Genomic DNA, 23,207 nt, shown 5'->3' with positions numbered 1-23,207 from the left:
GTCTGACGCGGATGTGATCGCGGTGCGTTGGCTAGAGCTCCCTCAGCACCGGTGCCGCCTTCTGCCCGAGCACCCGCCAGGTGCCGAGGAGGCCGATCCCCACCGTCAGGACCAGGGCGCCGATGATCGTGATGACGGCCACGTCCGGCAGGAAGACGGAGGGCAGGTTCATGATCCGGCTCACCACATACCAGGCCGATACGCCGCCGGCGAGGAGTGCAAAGACGGCCGTCGCGGCACCCAGGATGATGTACTCGTAGCTGAAGGCCCTGATCAGCAATCCGCGGGTTCCTCCCAGGGTCTTCAGGATCACGGCGTCATGGGTGCGGGCACGGTTGCCGGCGGCAAGGGCCCCGGAGAGCACCAGAACGGAGGCGATCAGCGCGACGGCCGCAGCGGCCCGGATGGCCGTGGCCAGCTGTCCGACAAGACGGTCGACGATGTCGATTGCATCCTTGACCCGCACGCTGGTGATGGTGGGATAGGCTGTGGTGACCTCGCGCAGGATGGTGGCCTCTTGCGCTGCGGTCGCATCGGCGTCCGTCAGCGTTGCCAGCCAGGCATGGGGCGCACCGCGGAAGGTGTTGGGCGAAAATACCATGACGAAGTTGATCGACAGGGATTCCCATTCGACTTCGCGGAAGCTCGCGATCCGGGCGGTGATGTTGCGGCCCAGCACGTTGACCGTGACGGTGTCGCCGAGCTTGAGGCCCAGTTCTCCGCCCTCCTCGGCGGAAAAGGAAACGAGCGGCTCGCCGTCGTAGTCGGCCGGCCACCATTCGCCGGCCGTCAGCGTGGCATTGCTCGGCAGGACCTCCTCGTAGGTGATGCCGCGATCTCCCCGCAGCACCCAACGGCCGCCCGGCGGCACTTCCATCTGGCTGATGTCTTCGCCGTTGAAGGCGGTGATCCGGCCACGCAGCATCGGCACCTGACTGATGGTGCCCTCTGGCGCATTCCGCTGCAGAATGTCGATAAAGCCTTCGCGCTCGCCGCTCTGGATGTCGACGAAGAAGAAATTGGGCGCCTGTTGCGCCATGCGTCCGGTGAGCTGCTGCCGAAGGTTTCCGTCGATCAGGGCCAGCGTGACGAGAAGCGCAAGCCCGAGCCCGAGCGAGAGGACCACGGACGGCGTCAATGCACCGGGCCGGTGGATATTTCCGATCGCCAGGCGAAGAGCGGGCGAGCGGACGCGCGGACTGCGGCGCGCCAGGGCCGCAATCAATAGGGCGACGAGGCGGAGGAGTATGAACGCACCGGCAACCGCGGCAAGGAATATGCCCGCCACAAACCGCTCTTCGGCGGTGATGACAGCGATCGCGGCAAGGGCCGCCAGCGCCACGCCCGCGGCCAGGACATAGGGCCAGGAAGGGAGGCCGCTGCCTTCGAAGCTCTGCTCGCGGAAGAGGGCGGTTGCCGGGACCTGGCGGGCGTGACCGAGCGGGAGCACGGAAAAGGTGAAGGTAATGAGGAGGCCGAAGAGCGCCGCAAGCGCCAGGGCGCCGGGATAGAAGGTGATCCCTCGTGGAACCGGCAGCACGCCGTCCAGGAAACGGATGGCGATGAAGGGCGAGATGGCGCCGATGACGAGGCCGATCAGAATGCCGACGGCGGCGAGAAGCAGGATCTGGATCAGGTAGATCGTCGTGACGACACCCGCCGGGGCGCCGAGGCATTTGAATGTGGCGATGGTCGTGCGCTTGGAATCGAGGAAGGCGCGCACCGCGTTGGCGACACCGACGCCGCCGACGATCAGCGCCGTCAGTCCGACCAGGGTCAGGAACTGGGAGAAGCGTTCGACATTCTCCGTCAACGACGGGGCGGCGCGATCACTGGTGCGGATAGACCAGCCTGCGTCGGAAAATTGATCCGAAGCGCGGTCCTGTACAGCGGTGCGCTGGCCGGGGTTGTCGAGGCGGATCTTGTAGGCGTGTTCCACCAGGCTGCCCGTCTGGACCAGTCCCGAGGCGGTCAGCGCCTCGCGGCTCATCAGCAGCCGCGGCGCAAAGCCGAAGCCTTCGGACGCGGCGTCGGGTTCGGCCTGTACGGTCCCGTTCAGGCGCAGGCGAGCGTTGCCGACAAGAAGCTCATCGCCCGGCTGCAGGCCAAGGCGGTCCAGGAGGAGCGGCGCGGCAACCGCTCCGAAGGTGTCGCCGTCGCGCTGCAGCAGTTCTGCCAGCGGCCGGTCCGGTTCTGCTCGAAATGTGCCGTAGAGCGGATAGGCGTCATCGACGGCCTTGACCTCCACGAGCCCCTGCTCGGAGCCATCCGCGACACGGGCCATGGACCGCAGGCCGGTGGAGACGGCCACCTCGCCGAGGCTTTCGAGAAACTGGAACTCCTCCGCGGAGGCTTCCCGGTTGTCGAGCTCGAACCGCAGGTCGCCGGCGAGGATTTCCTGGCCCTGGCCGGCGATGGCGCCGGTGATGGCGCGCGACACGGAGTTGACGCCGGCAATCGCCGCGGTGCCCAGGGCGATGCAGGCGAGGAAGATGTAGAAGCCCGACAAGCCCCCACGCATTTCACGCAAGGCCAGTTTCCACGAGATTGCCAGGCGGGAGCTGAAGGCGCTCATGCCCCCACAGCCTCGGCGGGCAGGGCGCTCGAGGAATCGCCGACGATCTCTCCGGAACGGACGCGGATCTGGCGGGAGCATCGGCCGGCAAGCGAACTGTCGTGGGTGACGAGCAACATGGTCATGCCGCGTTCGGCCTGTTTGGCGAACAGAAGATCGGCGATCTGGCGACCGGTTTCCGCATCCAGGTTGCCGGTCGGCTCATCGGCGATCAGCACCAGCGGCGACGGCGCCAGCGCCCGAGCGATCGCCACCCTCTGCTGCTCTCCCCCCGACAGCTGTCCCGGATAGTGGTTCAGACGCTCTCCCAGCCCGACGGCGGCGAGTTCCTGGCGGGCGATTTCGAAGGCGTTGGCAACGTTCGCAAGTTCGAGCGGCACGGCGACGTTCTCGAGTGCCGTCATGTTGGCGATCAGGTGGAAGGACTGGAAGACGATGCCGATGTTGCGGCCGCGGAAATCCGCCAGGGCATCCTCCGAAAACGAGTGGAGGGGTTCGCCCGCGATGTGGATCTCGCCAGCATCCAGCTGTTCGAGGCCGGCCAGAACCATCAGAAGCGTCGACTTGCCGGAACCGGAGGGGCCGACGATGCCGACAGCCTCACCCTTGTTCACCTGAAGATCGATCTGCTTGAGGACATGCACGGAGGCCGCTGCACTGCCGAGGGTCAGATCGGCCCGCTTCAGCTCGATGATGGTTTCAGTCAAAGGAAAGCTTCCTATATTGGCTTTAAGCAAAAATCGAAGCCGCGCAACGGCAGCGCAACATTTAGGAACCAGGCCTTGAGATTTAAAGCAATCGTCCTTCACTTCCTCGTCATGGCCGCCGCCTTCGTTTCGCCGGCCGCCTCCCAGCAGCAGGCAGTCGAGCTGGTCGGCTTCGGCGACAGTCTGATGGCCGGCTATCAGCTGGCGCCGAACGAGTCCTATACGGCGCAGCTCGAGGCGGCGCTGAAGGCCAAGGGGCGCTCCGTCACCGTGACGAACGCAGGCGTGTCCGGCGACACCACGTCCGGCGGTCTTTCGCGGGTCGACTGGTCGGTTCCTGACGGTACCGATGGCGTGATCCTCGAGCTGGGCGCAAACGATGCGCTGCGCGGCGTGCCGCCCGAGGAGACGGAAGAGAACCTGGATGCCATCATCACGCGGCTGAAGGAGCGGGGCATGCCGGTGCTGCTCGCCGGGATGATTGCGCCTCCCAACATGGGCGGCGACTATTCGACCCGCTACAACGAGATCTATCCCCGGCTTGCCGAGAAGCACGGCTTGCCGCTCTACCCGTTCTTCCTCGACGGGGTCGTAGCCGTGTCGGGCACCCAGCTGGAGGATGGCATGCACCCGAACGCGCGGGGCGTCGGGATCATGGTGGAGCGCTCGCTGCCAGCCGTGGAGCGCTTCATCGACGAGATTCAGTCCAACGGAAATTAGCGCTTGCGCACAGCCGGTACCCGTGATTCGCTGTGGTTGATCGCAAGAGATTCGAGGAGGTTCGCAATGCCGAGACTTTTCACCGCCCTCGAAATCCCGCGCAATGTTGCCTTAAGCCTTTCTCTCCTGCGGGGAGGGCTCCCCGGAGCGCGGTGGATCGACGTGGAAAACTACCACATCACGCTGCGGTTCATCGGTGACGTGGATGGCCGCACCGCCGACGAAATCGTCGACCGGCTCGACCGGATAGACCGGCCGGAGTTTCAGGTCAGCCTCAACGGGATTGGCTCCTTCGGGTCGAAGAAACCGCACTCGGTCTGGGCGGGCGTTTCGCCCTCGCAGGAAATGACGGCGCTTCAGGCGGAGATCGAGCGGATCTGCCAGCGCGTCGGCCTGCCGCCGGATCCCCGCAAGTTCATGCCGCATGTATCGCTTGCCCGGCTGAAGGCCTGCCGTCTGGACGATGTGGTCCGCTATCTGGCGGGACGCGGCGATTTTCACACGCTGCCGTTCAAGGTTTCGCGGTTCGTGCTGATGTCCTCCAAGGACTCGGTCGGCGGTGGACCCTATCTCACGGAGGAAGGCTTCCCGCTGAGCGAGGTCCGCACCGGCACCAATCGCTCTTCCGTGGAGCCGATGAAGAGCTTCGTGTGACGGGCGGACCAGCAGCCTACCAGCGCCTTTCGGCTGCCGACATCGATCAGGGCGTCGCCGAACTGCCCGACTGGTCGCTGCGGGACGATCACACGGCGATCACAAGGACGTTCACGTTTCGCAATTTCTCCGAGGCCTTTGGGTTCATGACCGAATGCGCGCTTGTGGCGGAGCGGATGAACCACCACCCGGAATGGTTCAACGTCTATTCCCGTGTCGAGGTGGTGCTGACGACGCATGACGTGTCGGGGCTGACGGCCCTGGATCTCAAGCTGGCGAGGGCCATGGATCGTGCCGCCGCACGGCGGGGCGATTGAAGTCCCGGCCCATCTGCCCCACATTCACTCACGACGCGAATGGACGAGGATTGTCTATGGAAGACGTGAAGATCGGCGAGATCCTCCTGCCGGGGGACGAGGAAACACAGGACAGGCGCGAAAAGCAGGTGCGGGCCCGGTTCTGGCCGAAGCTGAAGCGGGTTGCGGGATATGTGCCCTTCAGCCGAGACCTCGTCGCGGCCTATTATTGCGCTCTCGATCCGAAGACGCCGACCCGGGTGCGTGGCGTTCTGCTGGCGGCTCTCGCCTATTTCATCCTGCCATTCGACCTGCTTCCGGACGTCTTTGCCGTCGTCGGCTTCACCGATGACATGGCGGTGTTTGCAGCGGCTCTGAGGATGATCCAGGGCCATATCGGCGATCGCCACTACCAGGCGGCCGACAAGGCATTGGCAGCCGATGAAGAGCCGGCGCCCGCCAAGTAGAGCGGGACAATCGGTCCCTGATCCGATCAGCCTGCCCCTGCAAGGTGCTGCTCCGGATGGGGACAAACTCTCGCCCTAATCCTTGTGTCAGTGGCTGCCGGAAAGCAGTTCCCTTGGCCACAGTCAGTGGGTCGAGGCATGGGGGATGACGGTGATGATCTCTTATGCCTGCCGTTGACGGTTTGGTAACCGCAATTAAGTCAAATTAAACCGAATCGTGATGATGCCTGACCAGGCTTGCCTTATCGGCGCAATCGAAGAAGCGGCAGGAAACCATGTCTGTAAAAACCGTAGCAACCGCAATGGCCCTCGTGCTGGCAAGCGCCGGCATTGCATCGGCGCAATCGCCCACCCGTATCCAGCAGTTCAAGGCGTGGGGTGCCTATTCCTACAATTCGTCCGGCAGCACCGTCTGCTACGTTCTGTCGGTCCCGACCGCCAAGGAGCCGGCGAGCGTCGATCACGGCGATATCTTCTTCATCGTGTCGCAGCGTCCGGGCCAGAACATTTCCTATGAGCCGCAGGCGATGATGGGCTATCCGCTGCAGGCGAGCTCCAAGGTCAACGTCACCATCGACGGCAAGACCTTCGTGATGTTCACCAAGGACAAGGCGGCCTGGGTGGAGAATGCGGCCGAAGAGCCTGCGCTCGTCGCGGCCATGAAAGGCGGCACCTCGATGACGGTCAGCGCGACGTCCGGACGCGGCACCAACACGTCGTACTCCTATTCCCTCTCCGGCATTTCCGCGGCACTGAAGCAGATCGAAACCTGCAAGTAATCGTCCCATTTCCATGCCTTCCACCAAGGGCCGGTCGGTAGACCGGCCCTTGGTGCGTCTTGAAGACTGGTGACGCCGCACCGATTTGATGGTAAGTGCCGCGCCAAAGTTGATCGTTCGGCCTTTGCCGACGCGAAGTGCTCAAGCCACAACATGCCCGACCTGCCGCCGACCGCGGTGTCCGCATGCGTTTGAACAGGACAAGATGATGTCAGTTTCCGAAGCTGTTCTCGACCCTGCGGTCAAAGCACCGCTTGTCGCAAGACCCGACCTTGCAGGGACGAAACCGTCGCTGATCGGCTTGACGCGCGAAGAAATGGGCGCGGCGCTCAGGGAACAGGGCGTGCCGGAAAAGCAGGTGCGCATGCGCGTCAGCCAGCTCTGGCATTGGCTCTACATCCGCGGCGTGTCCGATTTCGACGCGATGACCAATGTCGCCAAGGACATGCGCGAAATGCTGAAGAGGCGTTTCACGATCGCGCGTCCGGAGGTGGTGGAGGAGCAGATTTCCGGCGACGGCACCCGCAAGTGGCTGCTGCGGTTTCCGCCGCGGGGCGCCGGCCGTCCCGTTGAAATCGAGACGGTCTACATTCCCGAGGAAGGCCGCGGGACGCTCTGCATCTCCAGCCAGGTCGGCTGTTCGCTGACCTGTTCCTTCTGCCACACCGGCACGCAGAAGCTGGTGCGCAACCTGACGGCCGAAGAAATTCTGGCTCAGCTGCTGCTGGCCCGCGACCGTCTGGGCGACTTCCCGGATCTCGACGTGCCGCAGGGATCGATGATCCCGTCGAGTGATCGCAAGGTCACCAACATCGTGATGATGGGCATGGGCGAGCCCCTCTATAATTTCGAGGCGGTCAAGACGGCGCTGCTGATCGCCACCGACGGCGACGGGCTTTCGCTGTCCAAGCGGCGCGTGACGCTGTCGACGTCCGGTGTGGTTCCGGAAATCTACCGGACCGGCGAGGAGATCGGCGTGATGCTGGCAATCTCGCTGCATGCAGTGCGAGACGAACTGCGCGACATGCTGGTGCCGATCAACAAGAAATACCCGCTGAAGGAGCTGATGGAGGCCTGCCGCGCCTATCCGAGCCTGTCGAACGCCCGCCGCATCACCTTCGAATACGTGATGCTGAAGGATGTAAACGACAGCCTGGAGGACGCCAAGGAACTGGTGAAGCTCCTGAAGGGCGTGCCGGCGAAGATCAACCTGATCCCGTTCAACCCGTGGCCGGGCACCAACTACCAGTGTTCCGACTGGGCGACGATCGAGCGGTTCGCCGACTTCGTCAACCAGGCAGGCTTTGCCTCGCCGATCCGCACGCCGCGCGGCCGCGACATCCTGGCGGCCTGCGGCCAGCTGAAGTCGGAATCGGAGCGGATGCGCAAGACCGAGCGCATGGCGTTCGAGGCGATGATGATTGCCGGCCACGGCGAAGACGACTGATCCCGTGACGACGCCGTTTGAAAGCCTGAAGGCGCGCAGCGCCCCCGATTGGCAGGCCTACTGCGAGCACCGCTTCGTGCGGGACCTGGCGGCGGGAACGCTGCCGGAACCGGCTTTCCAGCATTACCTGAAGCAGGACTATCTGTTTCTGGTGCAGTTCGCCCGGGCCTGGGGGCTTGCCGTCTACAAGAGCCGCGACCTCTCCGAGATCCGACAGGGGCTCGACAGCCTCAAGGCGATCGTCGACGTCGAGATCGGGCTGCATGTGAACTACTGCGTTTCCTGGGGCATCGACGAGGCGGCGCTCTCAAAGCTGACGGCGTCGCGGGCGACGCTTGCCTATACCCGCTATGTCCTGGACGCCGGCATGAGCGGCGATCTGCTCGACCTGCATGTGGCGCTGGCGCCCTGCATCATCGGCTATGGCGAGATCGCGAGCTGGATCCTGCGCCAGCCCTTTACCAAGCACGAAGGCAATCCCTATGCGGAGTGGATCGCCATGTATGCCGGCGACGAATACCAGGCGCTGGTCGCTTCCGAGCTGGAGTGGCTGAACCGGCGGCTTGCGGGCGTCGACGCTCAGCGCATGGACCAGCTCGCGACGGTGTTTGGCGATGCCACTCTCCTGGAAGCGGACTTCTGGCAGATGGGTCTCGACCTCGCCTGACGGGACGCCTGGCCTCAGCGCGCCTGGGTGAGGAAGATCTTCATCGCAAAGACCGAGAACACACCCGCGAACGTGTAGTCGATGCCGCGCAGGACCTTCGGATTGGCCTGCAGCCAGCCCGCCAAACGGTCGGCCAGCAGGATGACGATGACGTTGACCGGCGAACACACCACGATGAAGTAGACGCCGAGGAAGATCAGCTTTTCGGTGACGGCCGGGTCGCCCGCCGTCACGAACTGCGGCAGGAAGGTCATGAAGAAGATGATGACCTTGGGGTTGAGCAGGTTGACCCAGAGTCCCATCGAGACGTTGGCCAGCGCCGAGCTTTTGGCGCCCTCCACTCTTTCGATCGAGAGGTTCGAGCCGAAGCGGATGGCCTGGACGGCGAGCCACAGAAGGTAGGCGGCCCCGCCGGTCTTCAGGATGAAGAAGGCCGTGGGCGAGGCGGTGATCAGCGCGGAAATCCCGAAGGCCACGAGCAGCGTGTGGATCAGGATGCCGGTCGAGGTGCCGACTACGACGTAGAGCGCCGGTCCTCGTCCCTGCGCCAGCGCCCGGCTGATCGAGAGGGTCATGTCCGGACCGGGCGTCACGGCCAGCAGCAGACTGGCCGCGGTGAAGGCGAGGAGCGTGGGCAGGTTCGGCAGGAGGTCCATGGATCCCTCAACAGGCTGGTCTGGCCCGCATCCTTACCCGGCTTTCCCTGAACTGCCAATCAGCCACGGCTGGCGATGAAGGCCTTCGAGGCCTCCGCATAATCCGGATGCCAGCGCGAAAGAGGCGGCCGGTTCTCGGCGACGTCACCTGCTGCCCAGAGGATGCGCCGTTCGTCGGTGGCGCGATCGACCTCGTTGTCGGGGCAGAGGATGTAGAAATCGCCGCGGGCGAGGCCCTCGAGCATGAAATCGACCGTCTGTTCCGGCGTCCAGGCACCCTCCGGCTTTTCCACGCGTCCGCGCGCCGTCAGTCCGGTGAAGACGAAGCCCGGGATCAGCAGGTGGGCGCTGACGGCGCAGTCCGGCGTGTTGCGCAGTTCATGCTGAAGCGCTTCCGTGAAGGCCTTCACGCCGGCCTTGGAGACGTTGTAGGCTGGGTCCCCGGGCGGCGTGGTGATGCCTTGCTTGGAGCCGGTGTTGATGATCAGCGAGGGCTCGCCGTGGGCCATCATGCCGGGCCCGAAGATGCGGCTGCCGTTGATCACGCCCATCAGATTGACGCCCAGGACCCTGTCCCAGTTCGCCTGCGCTCCGAAGAGGGCGCTGCCCGGCTGGATGCCGGCATTGTTCATCAGGACATGCACGCGGCCATACTTCTGCAGGACGGCGCGCTCAAGTGATTCCAGCTGGTCCGGCTGCGACACGTCGGTGCCGATCGGCGTGACGTCCGCTTCGCCGCCTTCGGCGATCGCGGCAACCGCGCGGCAGGCGTCTGCCAGGGCGTCGCCCTCCAGGTCGGCAAGCACGATGCACAGACCAAGTTCGGCGAAGCGCTTGGCGGCCGCAAGGCCGATGCCCGAGGCTGCACCGGTGATGACGGCGACATTGCCCTTCGTCAGGGCAGGATGAATTTCGGCCATGGTGGGCTCCTCTGATCGCTGGATGCAAGCCACCAATGTGGCGCTGCATCAGACGCCGTCAACATGACAGAGGCGTCACATCTTGCACCTCCCGGCAAACTCGCTAAAAGTGCCGGCCATTCCTGGCCCTTGGCGCACAGTCATCATCATCCGGACGGACGAAACCAATATGGCACTCCCCAAAGACGTGAAGAAAGTCGTTCTCGCCTATTCCGGCGGTCTCGATACCTCGATCATTCTCAAGTGGCTGCAGACGGAACTCGGCGCCGAAGTCGTGACCTTCACGGCCGACCTCGGCCAGGGCGAAGAGCTCGAGCCGGCGCGCAAGAAGGCCGAGATGATGGGGATCAAGGAGATCTTCATCGAGGACGTGCGCGAGGAATTCGTGCGCGATTTCGTCTTCCCGATGTTCCGCGCCAATGCCGTCTACGAGGGCGTCTATCTGCTCGGCACCTCGATTGCCCGCCCGCTGATTTCCAAGCACCTCATCGATATCGCGAAGAAGACCGGCGCCGATGCCATCGCCCATGGCGCGACCGGCAAGGGCAACGACCAGGTCCGCTTCGAGCTTTCCGCCTATGCGTTGAACCCGGATATCAAGATCATCGCGCCATGGCGCGACTGGGCGTTCAAGAGCCGCACCGATCTTCTGGAATTTGCCGAACAGCACCAGATCCCGGTCGCCAAGGACAAGAAGGGCGAGGCGCCCTTCTCCGTCGACGCCAACCTGTTGCACTCCTCGTCCGAGGGCAAGGTTCTCGAGGATCCGTCGGTCGAGGCGCCGGAATATGTGCACATGCGCACGATCTCGCCGGAAGCTGCCCCGGACAAGGCGACGGTCATCAAGGTCGGCTTCGAAAAGGGCGATGCCGTCTCCATCAACGGCGTGCGCATGAGCCCGGCGACACTGCTTGCGGCTCTGAACGACTACGGCCGCGACAATGGCATCGGCCGCCTCGATCTCGTGGAAAACCGCTTCGTCGGCATGAAGTCGCGCGGCGTCTACGAAACACCCGGCGGCACGATCCTCCTGTCGGCGCACCGGGCCATCGAGTCGATCACCCTCGACCGGGGCGCCGCGCACCTCAAGGACGAGCTGATGCCGCGCTATGCGGAACTCATCTACTACGGCTTCTGGTTCTCCCCGGAGCGCGAAATGCTGCAGGCCGCCATCGACCGGAGCCAGGAGCATGTGGAAGGCGAAGTGACGCTGAAGCTCTACAAGGGCAATGTCATGGTCATCGGCCGCGAGTCGCCGAAGTCACTGTATTCGGACCAGCTGGTCACCTTCGAGGACGATCAGGGCGCCTACGACCAGAAGGATGCAGCAGGCTTCATCAAGCTCAACGCGCTGCGCCTGCGCACGCTCGGCAAGCGCAACCTGTCGAACTAACCGGCTCAAGAACCGGTGAACCATCAGCCCGCCTGTGGACGAACCACCGGCGGGCTTTTTCATGTCCGGCGCTTGCGGACGTTGAGAAAACCGAAATAGGCCAGGATCGCCATGAGGTTCATCAGCGGTATCACGGTGCCAAAGGCCAGCAGCGGGTCGCCGATGAGGGCTGCGGCAACGCCACCGAGGAAGCCCGCGCCCATCTGGATGAAACCGAGAAGGGCTGCCGCCGAGCCGGCGATCCTGGGATGGGGCTGTAAACCCGCTGTCGTGATATCGGGAATGACGAAGGCCATGCCGAAGGCGCAGAACGCCACCGGTACCATGATGGACAGGAAGGTCGGCTCGACCAGGTGGACCGAGAGAGCGATCATCGTGCCGCCGAGACCGGCCAGGGTCAGCCCGGTGCGCAGGGCGCCGTTCTGGCCGAGGCGTTTTGCCAAGACCCGAAGACTGACGGAGCCCAGAAAGAAGAAGCCCGATTGCATCAGCATGCCGAGGCCGAACTGGCCGGGGGTCAGCCCGACCCTGTTGATCAGGACGAAGGGCAGCATGGTCGCCTGCGCATAGAGCGCGCCAACCGTGCCGGCCAGCACGAGGGCGGAGAGGAGTACCTGCGGGTCGGCGATCAGCGTTCGGTAGGAGCCAATCAGGCGTGATGGGCGGATGAGGGCGCGATCGGGGATCGTGGTTTCCTTCATCAGCAGGCCGACCGCAATGCAACTGACCAGCCCGAAGCCGACCATCAGGAAAAACACCGCCTGCCAGTTGAAGAACGTCAGGGCGAGGCCGCCCAGAGTCGGGCCTGCTGCCGGGCCGATGGCCAGCATGATGCCAATCATGTTGAGGATGCGAGAGGCTTCAGCGCCGGTAAACTGGTCGCGCACGATGGCACGCGACACGGTGATGCCGACGGAGGCGCCAATGCCCTGGATCAGGCGGCCGGCCAGCAGCCAGTCGACCGTCGGGGCGAAGGCGGCCACCAGGCTGCCGATCAGGTAGATCATCAGGAAGCCTAGGGTCGCCTTGCGGCGGCCGAAGGCGTCCGATGTCGGGCCGGACAACAGCTGGGTGACGGCAAAGCCACCGAAATAGACCGAGAGGCTGAGCTTGATGGCCGCATCCGTGGTGCCGAAGGCGCGGACCAGTTCCGGCATGGCAGGCGTGTAAATGGCCATGGAAACAGGGCCGAGCGCCGCCAGAAGGGCGCCCAGCAGCGAGGTGCGGCTCGCGGACATAGTCGGGATAGGGAGCTGATTGTCGGTTTTCATTCTTCGCCATGGGGGCAAAGTCGAACCTTGCCGAATAAGCTGCATTGCGTCCGGCCTTGCTCAGCAGCTGACAGCCGGGGTTGAGCAAGACTTACGCCCTTTCCTCGCGCAGGCAAGGCTTCGCACCAAGACTTTGTGCGGCGTGCGAATTACCGTGCGCTTTATCGCTTGGCTGGTTGCATGGATCGGCTAACGTCCCAGATAAGAAGATACGTCTCTCTCCATCGACGGATGGCACCAGAACAAAGGGTTTCGCATGCCGCAGCTTCACATCAATCCCGCGCTCATCGACTGGAACGGACATCAGGGGCTGCCGCGCTTCGACCTGGTGAAGGACGAGGATTTCGCCGCCGCCTTCGATGCGGCCATGGAGAAGCACGACGCGGAGATCGACGCCATTGCCGCCAATCCGGAGCCGCCGACGATGGAAAATACCATCGTCGCGCTGGAGATTGCCGGTGACGAGCTGTCGCGCATCTCGGCCCTGTTCTGGAACAAGGCGGGTGCCCACACCAATGACGTGATCCAGGCGCTGGAGCGGGACATCGCGCCGAAGATGTCGCGCCATTATTCGCGGTTTTCCATGAATGAGGTCCTGTTCAAGCGGGTCGACGACCTCTGGGCAAAGCGCGACACGCTGGGACTGTCGGTCGAGGAAGGACGTGTCCTCGAGCGCCACTGGAAGGGTTTCGTCCGCAGCGGTGCGCAGCTGGCAAAGCCCGAACAGGAGCGGCTGGCCGCCATCAGCGAGCGCCTCGCCAGCCTGGGGGCCAAATTCGGCCAGAACGTGCTGGCGGACGAGAAGACCTGGGCCCTGGTTCTGACAGAGGAAGCCGATCTTGCCGGACTGCCGCCCTTCCTGCGCGAGGCCATGGCGTCGGCGGCCCGTGACCGCGGGCACGAGGACGGCTATGCCGTGACGCTGTCGCGGTCCATCATCGAACCGTTCCTCACCTTTTCAGAGCGACGTGACCTTCGGGAGCAGGCCTTTCGCGCCTGGACCGCGCGCGGCGCAAACGGCGGCGAGACGGACAATCTCGCCATCGTTCGGGAAACGCTGGAGCTGCGGGCCGAGCGGGCAAAGCTGCTCGGGTACGACAGCTTCGCCGCCTTCAAGCTCGACAACACCATGGCAAAGACGCCGGAAGCAGTGAACGGGTTGCTGATGGCGGTATGGGAGAAGGCGCGCAAGCGGGCGCTGGAGGAGGAGGCGAGCCTTGCCGGTCTCATCGCGGAGGAAGGCGGCAACCATGAGGTCATGCCGTGGGACTGGCGTCACTACGCCGAGAAGCTGCGGCACCGGACGTTCAACTTTTCCGAGTCGGAGCTGAAGCCCTACCTGCAGCTGGAGAAGATCATCGAAGCCTGCTTCGATGTCGCCAGCCGGGTGTTCGGCATCAGCGCCACCGAGGTCAAGGATGTGCCGGCCTATCATCCGGACGTGCGGGTGTTCGAGATCCACGACGAAGACGGAACGCTGAAGGCACTGTTCCTAGGCGACTACTTCGCGCGGTCGTCGAAGCGTTCCGGCGCCTGGATGAGTTCGTTCCAGTCGCAGCACAAGCTGACGCTGAAGAACGGCGCGGAAGGCGAGATCCCGATCATCTACAACGTCTGCAACTTTGCAAAGCCTTCGGCCGGCAAGCCGGCGCTGCTGTCGATCGACGATGCCCGCACCCTCTTCCACGAGTTCGGCCACGCCCTGCATGGCATGCTGTCGAACGTCACCTATCCCTCGGTGGCCGGAACCGGCGTGGCGCGCGACTTCGTGGAACTGCCGTCACAGCTTTACGAACACTGGCTGACGGTGCCCGAGATCCTGCAGAAATATGCCATCCACGTCGATACCGGCGCGCCCATGCCCAAGGAGCTGCTCGACAAGGTGCTCGCCGCCCGCACGTTCAATGCCGGGTTTGCGACCGTGGAGTTCACCTCCTCGGCACTCGTCGACATGGCCTTCCACACGAGGACGAGCGTGGAGGAGCCGATGAAGGTGCAGGCGGAAGTGCTGGAAGGGATCGGCATGCCGCAGTCCATCGTGATGCGCCACGCGACACCGCACTTCCAGCACGTGTTTTCCGGTGACGGGTATTCGGCCGGCTACTATTCCTATATGTGGTCCGAGGTCCTTGATGCCGACGCCTTCGCAGCCTTCGAGGAAGCCGGCGACGCCTTTGATCCGGTGACGGCACGAAAGCTCAAGAACAACATCTATTCGGTTGGCGGCTCGATCGACCCCGAAGATGCCTACAAGGCTTTCCGGGGCAAGCTGCCGGACCCGGAGGCAATGTTGAGGAAGAAGGGCCTGGCGATGCTCGAGGAGTTGTCGGGCAGCGACGCATGATCGCCCCCGCATAGCTGCCATTGCGCAAGCCTGCGCGGCCCCTCTTTCGCAAATGCGAAAAATAGGCTAAGAGCGCGCCAACGAAGTTTGGCGCCTCCTCCCGTTTTCGCGCCCAAGGCCAGAGATCCAACTTATGAAAATTCGCAACATCGCGATTATCGCGCACGTTGACCATGGAAAAACGACCCTCGTGGACGAGCTGCTGAAGCAGTCGGGCTCCTTCCGCGAAAACCAGCGTGTCGCTGAGCGCGTGATGGATTCCAACGACCTCGAAAAGGAACGGGGCATCACCATCCTGGCGAAGGCCACGTCCGTCGAATGGAAGAACACCCGCATCAACATCGTCGACACCCCCGGCCACGCCGACTTCGGCGGCGAGGTCGAGCGTATCCTGTCGATGGTGGACGGGGCGATCGTTCTCGTCGACTCCTCGGAAGGCCCGATGCCGCAGACCAAGTTCGTGGTCTCCAAGGCCCTGAAGGTCGGTCTTCGTCCGATCGTCGCAATCAACAAGATCGACCGTCCAGACGGCCGCCACGAGGAAGTCATCAACGAGGTCTTCGATCTCTTCGCAAGTCTCGACGCGACGGACGAACAGCTCGATTTCCCGATCCTTTACGGTTCTGGCCGTGATGGCTGGATGAACGTCAACCCGGAAGGTCCGAAGGACCAGGGTCTTGCACCGCTTCTCGACCTGGTGATGGAGCATGTGCCCGAGCCGAGCGTCGGCGATGAAGACGGCGCCTTCCGCATGATCGGCACGCTTCTGGAAGCCAACCCCTTCCTCGGCCGCGTCATCACCGGTCGCATCCATTCGGGTTCGATCAAGCCGAACCAGTCCGTCAAGGTTCTGGGCCAAGACGGAAAGGTGGTCGAAACCGGCCGCATTTCGAAGATCCTGGCGTTCCGCGGCATCGAGCGCACCGCCATCGACGAAGCCCATGCGGGTGACATCGTGGCGATCGCCGGCCTTTCCAAGGGCACCGTGGCCGATACCTTCTGCGACCCGTCGGTCAGCGAGCCGCTGTCGGCCCAGCCGATCGATCCGCCGACCGTCACCATGTCCTTCCTCGTCAACGACAGCCCGCTGGCCGGCACCGAAGGCGACAAGGTCACGAGCCGCGTCATCCGCGATCGTCTGTTCAAGGAAGCCGAAGGCAATGTCGCGCTGAAGATCGAGGAGTCGGAAGGCAAGGATTCCTTCTACGTTTCCGGTCGCGGCGAATTGCAGCTTGCCGTCCTGATCGAGACCATGCGTCGCGAAGGCTTCGAACTTGCCGTATCACGTCCGCGCGTCGTGATGCACAAGGACGAAAACGGAACGCTGATGGAGCCGATCGAAGAAGTCGTGATCGACGTCGACGAGGAGCATTCGGGCGTCGTCGTGCAGAAGATGTCCGAGCGCAAGGCCGAGATGACGGAACTGCGTCCGTCCGGCGGCAATCGCGTCCGTCTGGTGTTCTACGCGCCGACCCGCGGCCTGATCGGCTACCAGTCCGAACTTCTGACCGACACCCGCGGCACGGCGATCATGAACCGCCTGTTCCACGACTACCAGCCGTTCAAGGGCGAGATCAGCGGCCGCAACAACGGCGTTCTCTTGTCCAACCAGTCGGGTGAAGCGGTCGCCTATGCCATGTTCAACCTGGAGGATCGCGGCCCGATGATCATCGAGCCGGGTGAAAAGGTCTATGCGGGCATGATCGTCGGCATCCACTCGCGCGAGAACGATCTGGAAGTGAATGTCCTGAAGGGCAAGCAGCTGACCAACATTCGTTCTGCGGGCAAGGACGAAGCCGTCAAGCTGACGCCGCCGATCCGCATGACGCTCGACCGGGCGCTGTCCTGGATCCAGGATGACGAACTCATGGAAGTCACGCCAAAGTCGATCCGGCTGCGCAAGACATACCTTGATGCGAACGATCGCAAGCGATTCGGCAAGGCCAAGGCTGCCGGCTGAGCGAGCAGCAAGACCAAAAAAAACCCGGCCATGTGCCGGGTTTTTCTTTTGTGTCTTTAACTGGGGCAGGCTTGTGGGAGCGGTTAAAAAGGCGTTAACGTAGATCAAAGAGCGATTGTTCCTGGTCTGGGGACAGACGTTCCGATGATGTATCATGTTCTCGTTAAACCCGATGATTGGGTCCAGAGTCACGTTATGAAAACGTTGTCCATCGATGTGCGGCGCGCCGAGCCGCAGGATGCCCGCGCCGTCTCGGAGACACACCGAATGTCGTGGAGCCAGGCTTATGCTGGGCTCATCCCGCACAAGCCGTTGACGCAGATGATCGAACGCCGCGGGGAAGTCTGGTGGCGCAAGGCTAGCCGTGGCCCGGCGACGCTTCTCGTGCTGGATGTTGCGGGCACCATTGCGGGCTATGCCACGATCGGGCTCAATCGGGCAAAGGCGCTGCCCTATGACGGCGAAGTCTACGAAATCTACCTGCGCCCCGAATTCCAGGGGATCGGCCTCGGTCGCCGCCTGTTCGGGGAGAGCCGGCGTCTGTTGAAGTCGCTGGGCTGCCAGGGGCTGGTCGTCTGGTGCCTCGAGGACAGCGAGCATGCCTCCCGCTTCTTCCGCCGCCATGGTGGCCTCGACATGGTCGAGGGCATGGAAGATTTCGGCGGCACGTCGTTGCGCAAGATCGGCTTCGTCTGGCCACGCCTGGCATAAGCTTGCGCTTGTCTGCATGTTCCGCCTCTTCGGCGACGAAAGGCGTGTTGCCTCGCAGCATTTTTCCCAGTATCGAAGCCCATCATCCAACCTCACCCCGGGAACCAGAATGCGTATCGATGCGATCTCCATAGGGAAGAACCCGCCTGAAGACATCAATGTGATCGTCGAGGTCGCCGTCGGCGGCCACCCGATCAAGTATGAGATGGACAAGGAGGCCGGCGCGCTGGTCGTCGACCGTTTCCTCTATACGCCGATGACCTATCCCGGAAACTACGGCTTCGTGCCGCACACGCTTTCGGAAGACGGCGACCCGATCGACGTGCTGATCTGCAATACCCGGCCGCTGGTGCCCGGCTGCGTCATCAATGTCCGTCCGATCGGCGTGATGGTGATGGAAGACGACGGCGGCAAGGATGAGAAGATCCTGGCCGTGCCGGTTCCGAAACTGACCCAGCGTTACGACAAGATCAAAAACTACACCGACATGCCCGAGATCACGCTGAAGCAGATCGAGCACTTCTTCGAGCACTACAAGGATCTGGAGCCCGGCAAGTGGGTGAAGATCGGCGGCTGGCAGGACGTCGACGTCGCCAAGTCGTTGATCGTCGAAGCCATCGAGCGCTACAAGGCCAGCAAGTAATCAGCTGCCGAGCGCCAGAATTCTTGCGCTAACATCCTCCGGGTCGCCATCGATCCGGAGGATTTTTTTGCGCGCCGTCTCGCCGCTGATGATGGAAATCGCGCTCTTCGGGAGACGCAGCGACTTGGCGACAAGCGCCACCAGCGCCTTGTTCGCCTTGCCCGCTTCGGCGACTGCGGTCACCCGCGCCTTCAGGACGCATTCGCCGTCGGCCAGAGTCGCGAAACCCTCCAGACCATCCCGTGACGCGCCCGGTGTCAGCCGGACCGTCAGGCGGACATGATCCGCGTGGGAGCTATAGGGCACTTCACGCAAAGAGCGGGTAGATGCTTGTCCAGAGAAGCGAGCGCAGGAAGAAGATGATCAGCAGGACGATGATCGGCGAGATGTCGATGCCGCCGAGGTTGGGCATGATGCGCCGGATCGGCCGCAACACCGGCTCGGTGACGTTATAGAGAAAGCTGCCGATCGCACCAACGAACTGGTTGCTCGAATTGATGACGTTGAAGGCGTAGAGCCATGAGAAGATGGCGCTGCCGATCAGCACCCAAGTATAGAGGTTCAGGGCCAGGTCAATCGTCTGGAACAGCGCGAGCATTCAGGTCTCCATTTGTTGTTGACAGACATGTAGACATTGGGGAACTAACGAGCAAGTGCCGTGCCGGCGCGCGATCCGAATCATGTTTAACGTGGGTCGCGGATTGTGCCCGGCGTGTTGAAAGTCTCCCGTCGATGTCCACCTTCACTGCCGATGATCGGTTTGCGGCTTTCAGGCACGCATCCTACGCCCGTTTCTTCACCTCCCGCTTTCTCGCCGCCTTTGCGATCCAGATCATCAGCGTCTCCGTCGGCTGGCAGATGTACGACGAGACAGGCAGCGCGCTCTATCTCGGGCTGATCGGCCTCTTCCAGTTCATGCCCTCGTTGCTGCTGATCCTGGTGACCGGCTCCGTCGCGGACCGCTACAATCGCCGGGTGATCGTGGCGATCTGCCTTGGCGTCGGTGCCGTCTGCGCAGCCGCCCTCTTGATGCTGACGGTCGCCGACATGTTCATGCCCTGGCTGGTGTTTGCCATCCTGACGGTCTTCGGCATCGAACGCGCCTTCATGGGGCCTGCCGTCCAGTCGCTCGCCCCAAACCTGGTTCCCGAGCGGGACCTTGCCAATGCGATCGCCTGGAATTCCTCCTCATGGCAGACCGCCTCGATCGTCGGGCCGGTTGCCGGCGGCCTGCTCTACGGCGTCAGCGCCGTGGCCGCCTACTCCGTCGCCCTGACGTTCCTGGCGCTGGCGGGCCTGCTCATCGTGTTGATCCCCAAGCCGGCCCAGCACACCGGGACGCGGACGGTCAGCTGGAGCGAGATCCTCGCGGGCTTCCGTTTCATCGGCCAGGAAAAAGTGGTGCTCGGGGCGATCTCCCTTGATCTCTTCGCCGTGCTGCTGGGGGGCGCCGTGGCGCTGATGCCGATCTTTGCGCGCGACATCCTGGTGCTGGGCCCCTGGGGGCTCGGTCTGCTGCGTGCGGCGCCCGGAATCGGCGCGGTGACCGTCGCGCTCTGCCTTGCATTCTACCCGATCCGCCACCATGCCGGCGCGTTCATGTTCGTCGGGGTGGCCCTGTTCGGGGCCGGCACCATCGTCTTCGGCCTCTCGGAAACCGTATGGCTGTCGGTCGTGGCGCTGATGCTGATGGGCGCATCGGACATGATTTCGGTGTTCGTGCGAGAGACCCTGATCGCGCTCTGGACGCCGGATGAGGTGCGAGGCCGCGTCAACGCCGTCAATATGGTGTTCGTGGGTGCCTCCAACGAACTCGGCGAGTTTCGCGCCGGCACGATGGCCTCGGTCTTCGGGGCCGTGCCCGCGGTCGTGATCGGCGGAGCGGGCACGCTGGCCGTTGCCGCCCTGTGGGCGATGCGTTTCCCGCAACTGCGCAAGATCGACAGTCTGGATGCGCCCGATCGGTAACGGCGATCAGGCGCTTCTGCGTCGATCCACGTCAGCTCCGGCTCGCTGCGTCTCTTCCCCGCGTTCAAAAACGAGCGACAGGAAGTTCGACAGCCAGTGGCGCAGGGGAGCGTCGAAGATCATCCGGCCTTCCAGATGCTCGCTGCCCTTCTGCGCATTCGGCATGATGAAGCGATGTTCGCCGCGGACCACCCAGCGCTGCATCATCGCCCGCGTCAGCTCGGCGTGGAACTGCACGCCCCAGGCGTTGTCTCCGTAGCGGATTGCCTGGTTCGGGTAGATGTCGCCTTCGGCAAGGCGCTGCGCACCGTGCGGCAGGCTGAAGCCTTCGCGGTGGAAATGGTAGACCATCCGAGGCCACTGCGGCATCAGCAGCCGACCGTGTTCGGTTGCGCGCAGCGGATACCAGCCGATCTCCGTGAGGCCATCCTTCTCGGGTCCGACGGTTCCGCCGAGGTGGCGCACCATCATCTGGGCACCGAGGCAGATGCCGAGGAAGGGCTTGTTCTCCTTCAGCGGCACGGCGATCCAGTCGGTCTCCGCCTTGACGTAGGGTTCGGGATCATTGGCACTCATCGGGCCGCCAAAGATCACGGCCCCGGCATGATGGGCCAGGGTCGGAGGCAGCGGATCACCCAGAACAGGCCGGCGGATATCGAGCGGGTAGCCCATCTCCACCAGCATCTGCCCGACGCGACCGGGAGAGGAGGTTTCCTGATGGAGCACGATCAGAACCGGGAGTTTGTTCGTGCCCTGGGACGGTGTCATTCGCATCGTTTGTCTTTCTACTCGTCTCCCGCGTCTCCTCCCGGTTGACGTGCGGCTGCCTGCTGGCGCTGAAGAACCCGGTCGCGCGCCGAAACCCCCAGAAGATCCGCGATCCGCCAGATCACGTGATCCTCCATCTCGCTGCGCTCCCCGTCGGCATGCACGAGATCCCACAGGATCCCCAGCAGTTCGACGCGTTCTTCCTCGTCGAGATGACGCTTAAGATCCGAGGTGAAGCGATAATAGTCAACCGCCTCGTGCCCGGCTTCGCGTCCGGCATCGATCAGCGCGGCAAGTTGCTCTCCATCCAGCTGATAGCGTTCCCGCAACAGATCGCGGAGCATCCTTTGCTCATCCGCCGAGACATTGCCGTCCGCCTCCATCACCTGGAAGCAGAGAGCGGCGAAGGCAACCCGCGGATCGCCGGGTGCATATTCGTCCTCCGGCTGACGTGACGCGAGGTTCTGGATGAAGGTCTGGACCCGTTCGAACAACATGCGTTTTGGTCCTGTCAAAAGAGGCGAAGGCGGGTGGGAGGTTCCTGCGAAGCCTGCGGATCCTTCACGCCGGGATCGTCCGGGGGGCGGTGGAAGAAGGGCTCGTCATCGCTCTCGTCCAAATCCTTTTTGGCATCTGCCGCTGCAGGCTTGGGCTTTTCGGATGCACGGCTGGCTGTAACCACCACAGGTGACTTGGTCTGCTGGGACCGCTCATCGAGCGCCTTCGGCTTCTCCGGGTCCTTGTTGTCCTTCGTGCCAACGTCCTTTGCAGTCACCTCCGGTGTGCTGGCGTCCGGTGTCTTGACCTCCGAACGGCTGGCAGCCGCATCGCTCACGTCCTGCGAGGTTTGATCGTGCTCGGGCATTGCTTCGGCAGAGAAGGCCGGTGCGGGTGCAGGGCTTACGGGCGGGAGCTCGGCGATGGCCTTTGCACCAAGGCCGCCTTCCTCGATCGGTCCCTCGAGCTGTCCGAACGGCACCTTCCACTCGAAGGCATCGATACGGCCGGTGACGGGCGAGACGGCCATCCAGTGGTCCGAGACGATGCCGTCGGCGACCCAGGCAGGATCGCGCGGCGCACGCAGCGCCTGTGCCATCCAGTGGCGGATGCGGCCCTGGTCGCCGGTGTCCGCCTCCTCGATGTCGGCCAGCAGCAGGTAGACGCTTTCCCGGGGTTCCATGCGGGCGGCAGCCTCGGCCTTGGCACGCGCCTTGTCGAGTTCCCGCGCATCCAGGGCGGCTTCCGCGACGGCGATCAGCGATTCGACATTGTTAGGGCGCAGCGCCTCCAGCTTCTCGGCCCGCTTCAGGCGGTCGGTGGCGCTATCACCGCTGCGGGCGCGAACATAGGCCCGGGCGATCTCCGGATGCGGCGACAGCTTCCAGACGCTGTCGAGAACGGACGCGGCGCGGCGGGTATTGTCTTCGCGATGATAGGCCTTGGCGGCGATCACCGCGGCCGGGACAAGGTCCTTGGCGTGCTTGAGGGCGGCAAGCGCGTCGTCGCGTGCGCCCTTCGGATCGCCTTCCAGCCGTTCGCCGGCCTTGGCCGTCAGGAGAACCGCCTTCCAGCGCTCCGCCTGCTTCTTCTCGATGACGTTGGCGACCTTCTGCTGGTCCAGGAGGCGGATGGCGTCGTCCCAGCGACCGGCACGGCAGCGATATTCCAGCGTCGCCTGGGCGGCCCAGGGAAGATAAGGTGCATCTTCGGCGGCGCGTTCCGCATATTGACGGGCTGCCTCGTCGGCGCCGAGCCGGCGCGCCTCGACGTAGAGGCCGCGCAGACCGAGCTCGCGGGTTTCCGGATCCTCGGCCATGCGCTCGAACTTTGCCCGCGCATCGTCGTGGCGCCCCTCGATCAAGGCGGCCTGGGCTTCGAGAAGGTGCAGCAGCGGTTCCTGATCGGCGCGCAGCAGGGATTGAGCCCGAAGGCTCATCTTGCGCGCCAGAAGGGCATTGCCAGCGCCAGCCGCGATCAGGCCCGTCGAAAGCGCCTGGTAGCCACGATCGCGCTTGCGGGCGCGAAAATGCCGGCGGATGGAATGCGGCGAGGTCCAGATGACCTGAAACAGCCACCAAAGGACCATGATCGCAATGATGACGGCGGCAACGGCTGTCGCGGCCACGATGAGGCTGGTTTCGATCAGGTAATCCTGCCAGGCGATGGAGATGAAGCCCGGGCGATCGGCGAGCCAGGCAAAGCCCCATCCGAGAGCAAGGACGACGAGGATGAACGCAAACAATCTGATCATTCTGACGTCT

The 23,207-nt window shown here is 63.6% G+C and carries 23 protein-coding genes; 13 read left to right on the top strand and 10 right to left on the bottom strand.

Annotated features, from left to right (window positions below; genetic code table 11):
- Positions 1–31: 31 nt before the first annotated feature.
- Together EO99_RS0104705 and EO99_RS0104700 are read right to left on the bottom strand one after the other, a co-directional pair.
- Positions 32–2,575, bottom strand: a complete 2,544-nt coding sequence (locus EO99_RS0104705) for an ABC transporter permease (RefSeq protein ID WP_029617491.1) — start codon at positions 2,573–2,575, stop codon at positions 32–34.
- Positions 2,572–3,282, bottom strand: coding sequence for an ABC transporter ATP-binding protein (locus EO99_RS0104700; RefSeq protein ID WP_029617490.1), 711 nt, complete (start codon positions 3,280–3,282; stop codon positions 2,572–2,574). The genes EO99_RS0104705 and EO99_RS0104700 overlap by 4 nt, the downstream gene beginning before the upstream one ends.
- Before the next feature lie 75 nt (positions 3,283–3,357).
- Here EO99_RS0104700 and EO99_RS0104695 point away from each other — a divergent pair, with 75 nt between their 5' ends.
- The 7 genes from EO99_RS0104695 to tenA all read left to right on the top strand — a co-directional run bounded on the left by EO99_RS0104695 (position 3,358) and on the right by tenA (position 8,312).
- Entirely contained in the window at positions 3,358–4,002 is a 645-nt protein-coding gene (locus EO99_RS0104695) for an arylesterase (RefSeq protein ID WP_029617489.1), read from the top strand.
- Positions 4,003–4,068: 66 nt separating this feature from the next.
- Complete coding sequence (thpR, locus tag EO99_RS0104690) at positions 4,069–4,656, top strand: RNA 2',3'-cyclic phosphodiesterase (protein WP_029617488.1); 588 nt, start codon at positions 4,069–4,071, stop codon at positions 4,654–4,656.
- Positions 4,653–4,973, top strand: a complete 321-nt coding sequence (locus tag EO99_RS0104685; RefSeq protein WP_051679698.1) for a 4a-hydroxytetrahydrobiopterin dehydratase — start codon at positions 4,653–4,655, stop codon at positions 4,971–4,973. The genes thpR and EO99_RS0104685 overlap by 4 nt, the downstream gene beginning before the upstream one ends.
- A 56-nt stretch (positions 4,974–5,029) precedes the next feature.
- The gene (locus tag EO99_RS0104680; protein WP_029617486.1) at positions 5,030–5,419 is read left to right on the top strand and encodes a YkvA family protein; all 390 of its coding nucleotides are present in this window, start codon (positions 5,030–5,032) and stop codon (positions 5,417–5,419) included.
- 275 nt (positions 5,420–5,694) lie between these two features.
- Positions 5,695–6,198: an invasion associated locus B family protein gene (locus EO99_RS0104675; RefSeq protein ID WP_029617485.1), complete on the top strand. Its 504-nt coding sequence runs from the start codon at positions 5,695–5,697 to the stop codon at positions 6,196–6,198.
- 208 nt (positions 6,199–6,406) lie between these two features.
- Positions 6,407–7,645 carry a 23S rRNA (adenine(2503)-C(2))-methyltransferase RlmN gene (rlmN, locus tag EO99_RS0104670; protein WP_029617484.1) on the top strand — a complete coding sequence of 413 codons (1,239 nt, stop codon included), beginning with the start codon at positions 6,407–6,409 and terminating at the stop codon, positions 7,643–7,645.
- Between the two features lie 4 nt (positions 7,646–7,649).
- Complete coding sequence (gene tenA / locus EO99_RS0104665; RefSeq protein WP_051679707.1) at positions 7,650–8,312, top strand: thiaminase II; 663 nt, start codon at positions 7,650–7,652, stop codon at positions 8,310–8,312.
- A gap of 14 nt (positions 8,313–8,326) precedes the next feature.
- Here tenA and EO99_RS0104660 read toward each other — a convergent pair whose 3' ends face one another.
- Positions 8,327–8,968 (bottom strand): LysE family translocator, encoded by a 642-nt coding sequence (locus tag EO99_RS0104660; protein WP_029617482.1) that lies wholly within the window; start codon positions 8,966–8,968, stop codon positions 8,327–8,329.
- A gap of 59 nt (positions 8,969–9,027) precedes the next feature.
- The gene (locus EO99_RS0104655) at positions 9,028–9,888 is read right to left on the bottom strand and encodes an SDR family NAD(P)-dependent oxidoreductase (RefSeq protein WP_029617481.1); all 861 of its coding nucleotides are present in this window, start codon (positions 9,886–9,888) and stop codon (positions 9,028–9,030) included.
- 169 nt (positions 9,889–10,057) lie between these two features.
- Between EO99_RS0104655 and EO99_RS0104650 the strand changes: the two genes are divergently transcribed.
- Positions 10,058–11,281, top strand: coding sequence for an argininosuccinate synthase (locus EO99_RS0104650; RefSeq protein ID WP_029617480.1), 1,224 nt, complete (start codon positions 10,058–10,060; stop codon positions 11,279–11,281).
- 59 nt (positions 11,282–11,340) lie between these two features.
- Here EO99_RS0104650 and EO99_RS0104645 read toward each other — a convergent pair whose 3' ends face one another.
- Complete coding sequence (locus tag EO99_RS0104645) at positions 11,341–12,552, bottom strand: multidrug effflux MFS transporter (protein WP_235776762.1); 1,212 nt, start codon at positions 12,550–12,552, stop codon at positions 11,341–11,343.
- A 256-nt stretch (positions 12,553–12,808) separates the two neighbouring features.
- Between EO99_RS0104645 and EO99_RS0104640 the strand changes: the two genes are divergently transcribed.
- From EO99_RS0104640 to ppa, 4 genes are all read left to right on the top strand, one after another.
- Positions 12,809–14,896 carry a M3 family metallopeptidase gene (locus tag EO99_RS0104640; protein ID WP_029617478.1) on the top strand — a complete coding sequence of 696 codons (2,088 nt, stop codon included), beginning with the start codon at positions 12,809–12,811 and terminating at the stop codon, positions 14,894–14,896.
- 133 nt (positions 14,897–15,029) lie between these two features.
- A complete protein-coding gene (gene typA / locus EO99_RS0104635; RefSeq protein ID WP_029617477.1) occupies positions 15,030–16,856 on the top strand; it encodes a translational GTPase TypA in 1,827 nt (608 codons plus the stop codon).
- Positions 16,857–17,051: 195 nt separating this feature from the next.
- Entirely contained in the window at positions 17,052–17,567 is a 516-nt protein-coding gene (locus tag EO99_RS0104630; protein ID WP_029617476.1) for a GNAT family N-acetyltransferase, read from the top strand.
- A 109-nt stretch (positions 17,568–17,676) separates the two neighbouring features.
- Positions 17,677–18,210: an inorganic diphosphatase gene (ppa, locus tag EO99_RS0104625; RefSeq protein WP_029617475.1), complete on the top strand. Its 534-nt coding sequence runs from the start codon at positions 17,677–17,679 to the stop codon at positions 18,208–18,210.
- Here ppa and EO99_RS0104620 read toward each other — a convergent pair whose 3' ends face one another.
- Together EO99_RS0104620 and EO99_RS0104615 are read right to left on the bottom strand one after the other, a co-directional pair.
- The gene (locus EO99_RS0104620) at positions 18,211–18,525 is read right to left on the bottom strand and encodes a DUF167 family protein (protein WP_156034625.1); all 315 of its coding nucleotides are present in this window, start codon (positions 18,523–18,525) and stop codon (positions 18,211–18,213) included.
- Positions 18,518–18,808 (bottom strand): YggT family protein, encoded by a 291-nt coding sequence (locus tag EO99_RS0104615; protein WP_029617473.1) that lies wholly within the window; start codon positions 18,806–18,808, stop codon positions 18,518–18,520. Before EO99_RS0104615 ends, EO99_RS0104620 begins: the two co-directional genes overlap by 8 nt.
- A gap of 134 nt (positions 18,809–18,942) precedes the next feature.
- Between EO99_RS0104615 and EO99_RS0104610 the strand changes: the two genes are divergently transcribed.
- Positions 18,943–20,178 carry an MFS transporter gene (locus EO99_RS0104610; RefSeq protein WP_029617472.1) on the top strand — a complete coding sequence of 412 codons (1,236 nt, stop codon included), beginning with the start codon at positions 18,943–18,945 and terminating at the stop codon, positions 20,176–20,178.
- 6 nt (positions 20,179–20,184) lie between these two features.
- Here EO99_RS0104610 and EO99_RS0104605 read toward each other — a convergent pair whose 3' ends face one another.
- The 3 genes from EO99_RS0104605 to EO99_RS0104595 are packed head-to-tail and all read right to left on the bottom strand — an operon-like array spanning position 20,185 to position 23,197.
- Positions 20,185–20,952 (bottom strand): glutamine amidotransferase, encoded by a 768-nt coding sequence (locus EO99_RS0104605; protein WP_029617471.1) that lies wholly within the window; start codon positions 20,950–20,952, stop codon positions 20,185–20,187.
- Between the two features lie 11 nt (positions 20,953–20,963).
- Positions 20,964–21,440, bottom strand: a complete 477-nt coding sequence (locus tag EO99_RS0104600) for a tellurite resistance TerB family protein (protein WP_029617470.1) — start codon at positions 21,438–21,440, stop codon at positions 20,964–20,966.
- A 17-nt stretch (positions 21,441–21,457) separates the two neighbouring features.
- Positions 21,458–23,197 carry a heme biosynthesis protein HemY gene (locus tag EO99_RS0104595; protein WP_029617469.1) on the bottom strand — a complete coding sequence of 580 codons (1,740 nt, stop codon included), beginning with the start codon at positions 23,195–23,197 and terminating at the stop codon, positions 21,458–21,460.
- Positions 23,198–23,207 lie beyond the last annotated feature (10 nt).

The sequence above is a fragment of the Pseudorhizobium marinum genome, from assembly GCF_000705355.1.
Taxonomy (GTDB): domain Bacteria; phylum Pseudomonadota; class Alphaproteobacteria; order Rhizobiales; family Rhizobiaceae; genus Neorhizobium; species Neorhizobium pelagicum.
The sequence above is the reverse complement of the archived record's forward strand: the minus strand, read 5'-3'. Positions and strand labels throughout refer to the sequence as shown.

Coding starts and splice junctions, on each gene's coding strand:
- EO99_RS0104705 (WP_029617491.1), bottom strand. CDS start 2,575: ATGAGCGCCTTCAGCTCCCGCCTGGCAATCTCGTGGAAACTGGCCTTG.
- thpR (WP_029617488.1), top strand. CDS start 4,069: ATGCCGAGACTTTTCACCGCCCTCGAAATCCCGCGCAATGTTGCCTTA.
- EO99_RS0104680 (WP_029617486.1), top strand. CDS start 5,030: ATGGAAGACGTGAAGATCGGCGAGATCCTCCTGCCGGGGGACGAGGAA.
- EO99_RS0104675 (WP_029617485.1), top strand. CDS start 5,695: ATGTCTGTAAAAACCGTAGCAACCGCAATGGCCCTCGTGCTGGCAAGC.
- rlmN (WP_029617484.1), top strand. CDS start 6,407: ATGTCAGTTTCCGAAGCTGTTCTCGACCCTGCGGTCAAAGCACCGCTT.
- EO99_RS0104660 (WP_029617482.1), bottom strand. CDS start 8,968: ATGGACCTCCTGCCGAACCTGCCCACGCTCCTCGCCTTCACCGCGGCC.
- EO99_RS0104655 (WP_029617481.1), bottom strand. CDS start 9,888: ATGGCCGAAATTCATCCTGCCCTGACGAAGGGCAATGTCGCCGTCATC.
- EO99_RS0104650 (WP_029617480.1), top strand. CDS start 10,058: ATGGCACTCCCCAAAGACGTGAAGAAAGTCGTTCTCGCCTATTCCGGC.
- EO99_RS0104645 (WP_235776762.1), bottom strand. CDS start 12,552: ATGAAAACCGACAATCAGCTCCCTATCCCGACTATGTCCGCGAGCCGC.
- EO99_RS0104640 (WP_029617478.1), top strand. CDS start 12,809: ATGCCGCAGCTTCACATCAATCCCGCGCTCATCGACTGGAACGGACAT.
- typA (WP_029617477.1), top strand. CDS start 15,030: ATGAAAATTCGCAACATCGCGATTATCGCGCACGTTGACCATGGAAAA.
- EO99_RS0104630 (WP_029617476.1), top strand. CDS start 17,052: ATGAAAACGTTGTCCATCGATGTGCGGCGCGCCGAGCCGCAGGATGCC.
- ppa (WP_029617475.1), top strand. CDS start 17,677: ATGCGTATCGATGCGATCTCCATAGGGAAGAACCCGCCTGAAGACATC.
- EO99_RS0104615 (WP_029617473.1), bottom strand. CDS start 18,808: ATGCTCGCGCTGTTCCAGACGATTGACCTGGCCCTGAACCTCTATACT.
- EO99_RS0104610 (WP_029617472.1), top strand. CDS start 18,943: ATGTCCACCTTCACTGCCGATGATCGGTTTGCGGCTTTCAGGCACGCA.
- EO99_RS0104605 (WP_029617471.1), bottom strand. CDS start 20,952: ATGCGAATGACACCGTCCCAGGGCACGAACAAACTCCCGGTTCTGATC.
- EO99_RS0104595 (WP_029617469.1), bottom strand. CDS start 23,197: ATGATCAGATTGTTTGCGTTCATCCTCGTCGTCCTTGCTCTCGGATGG.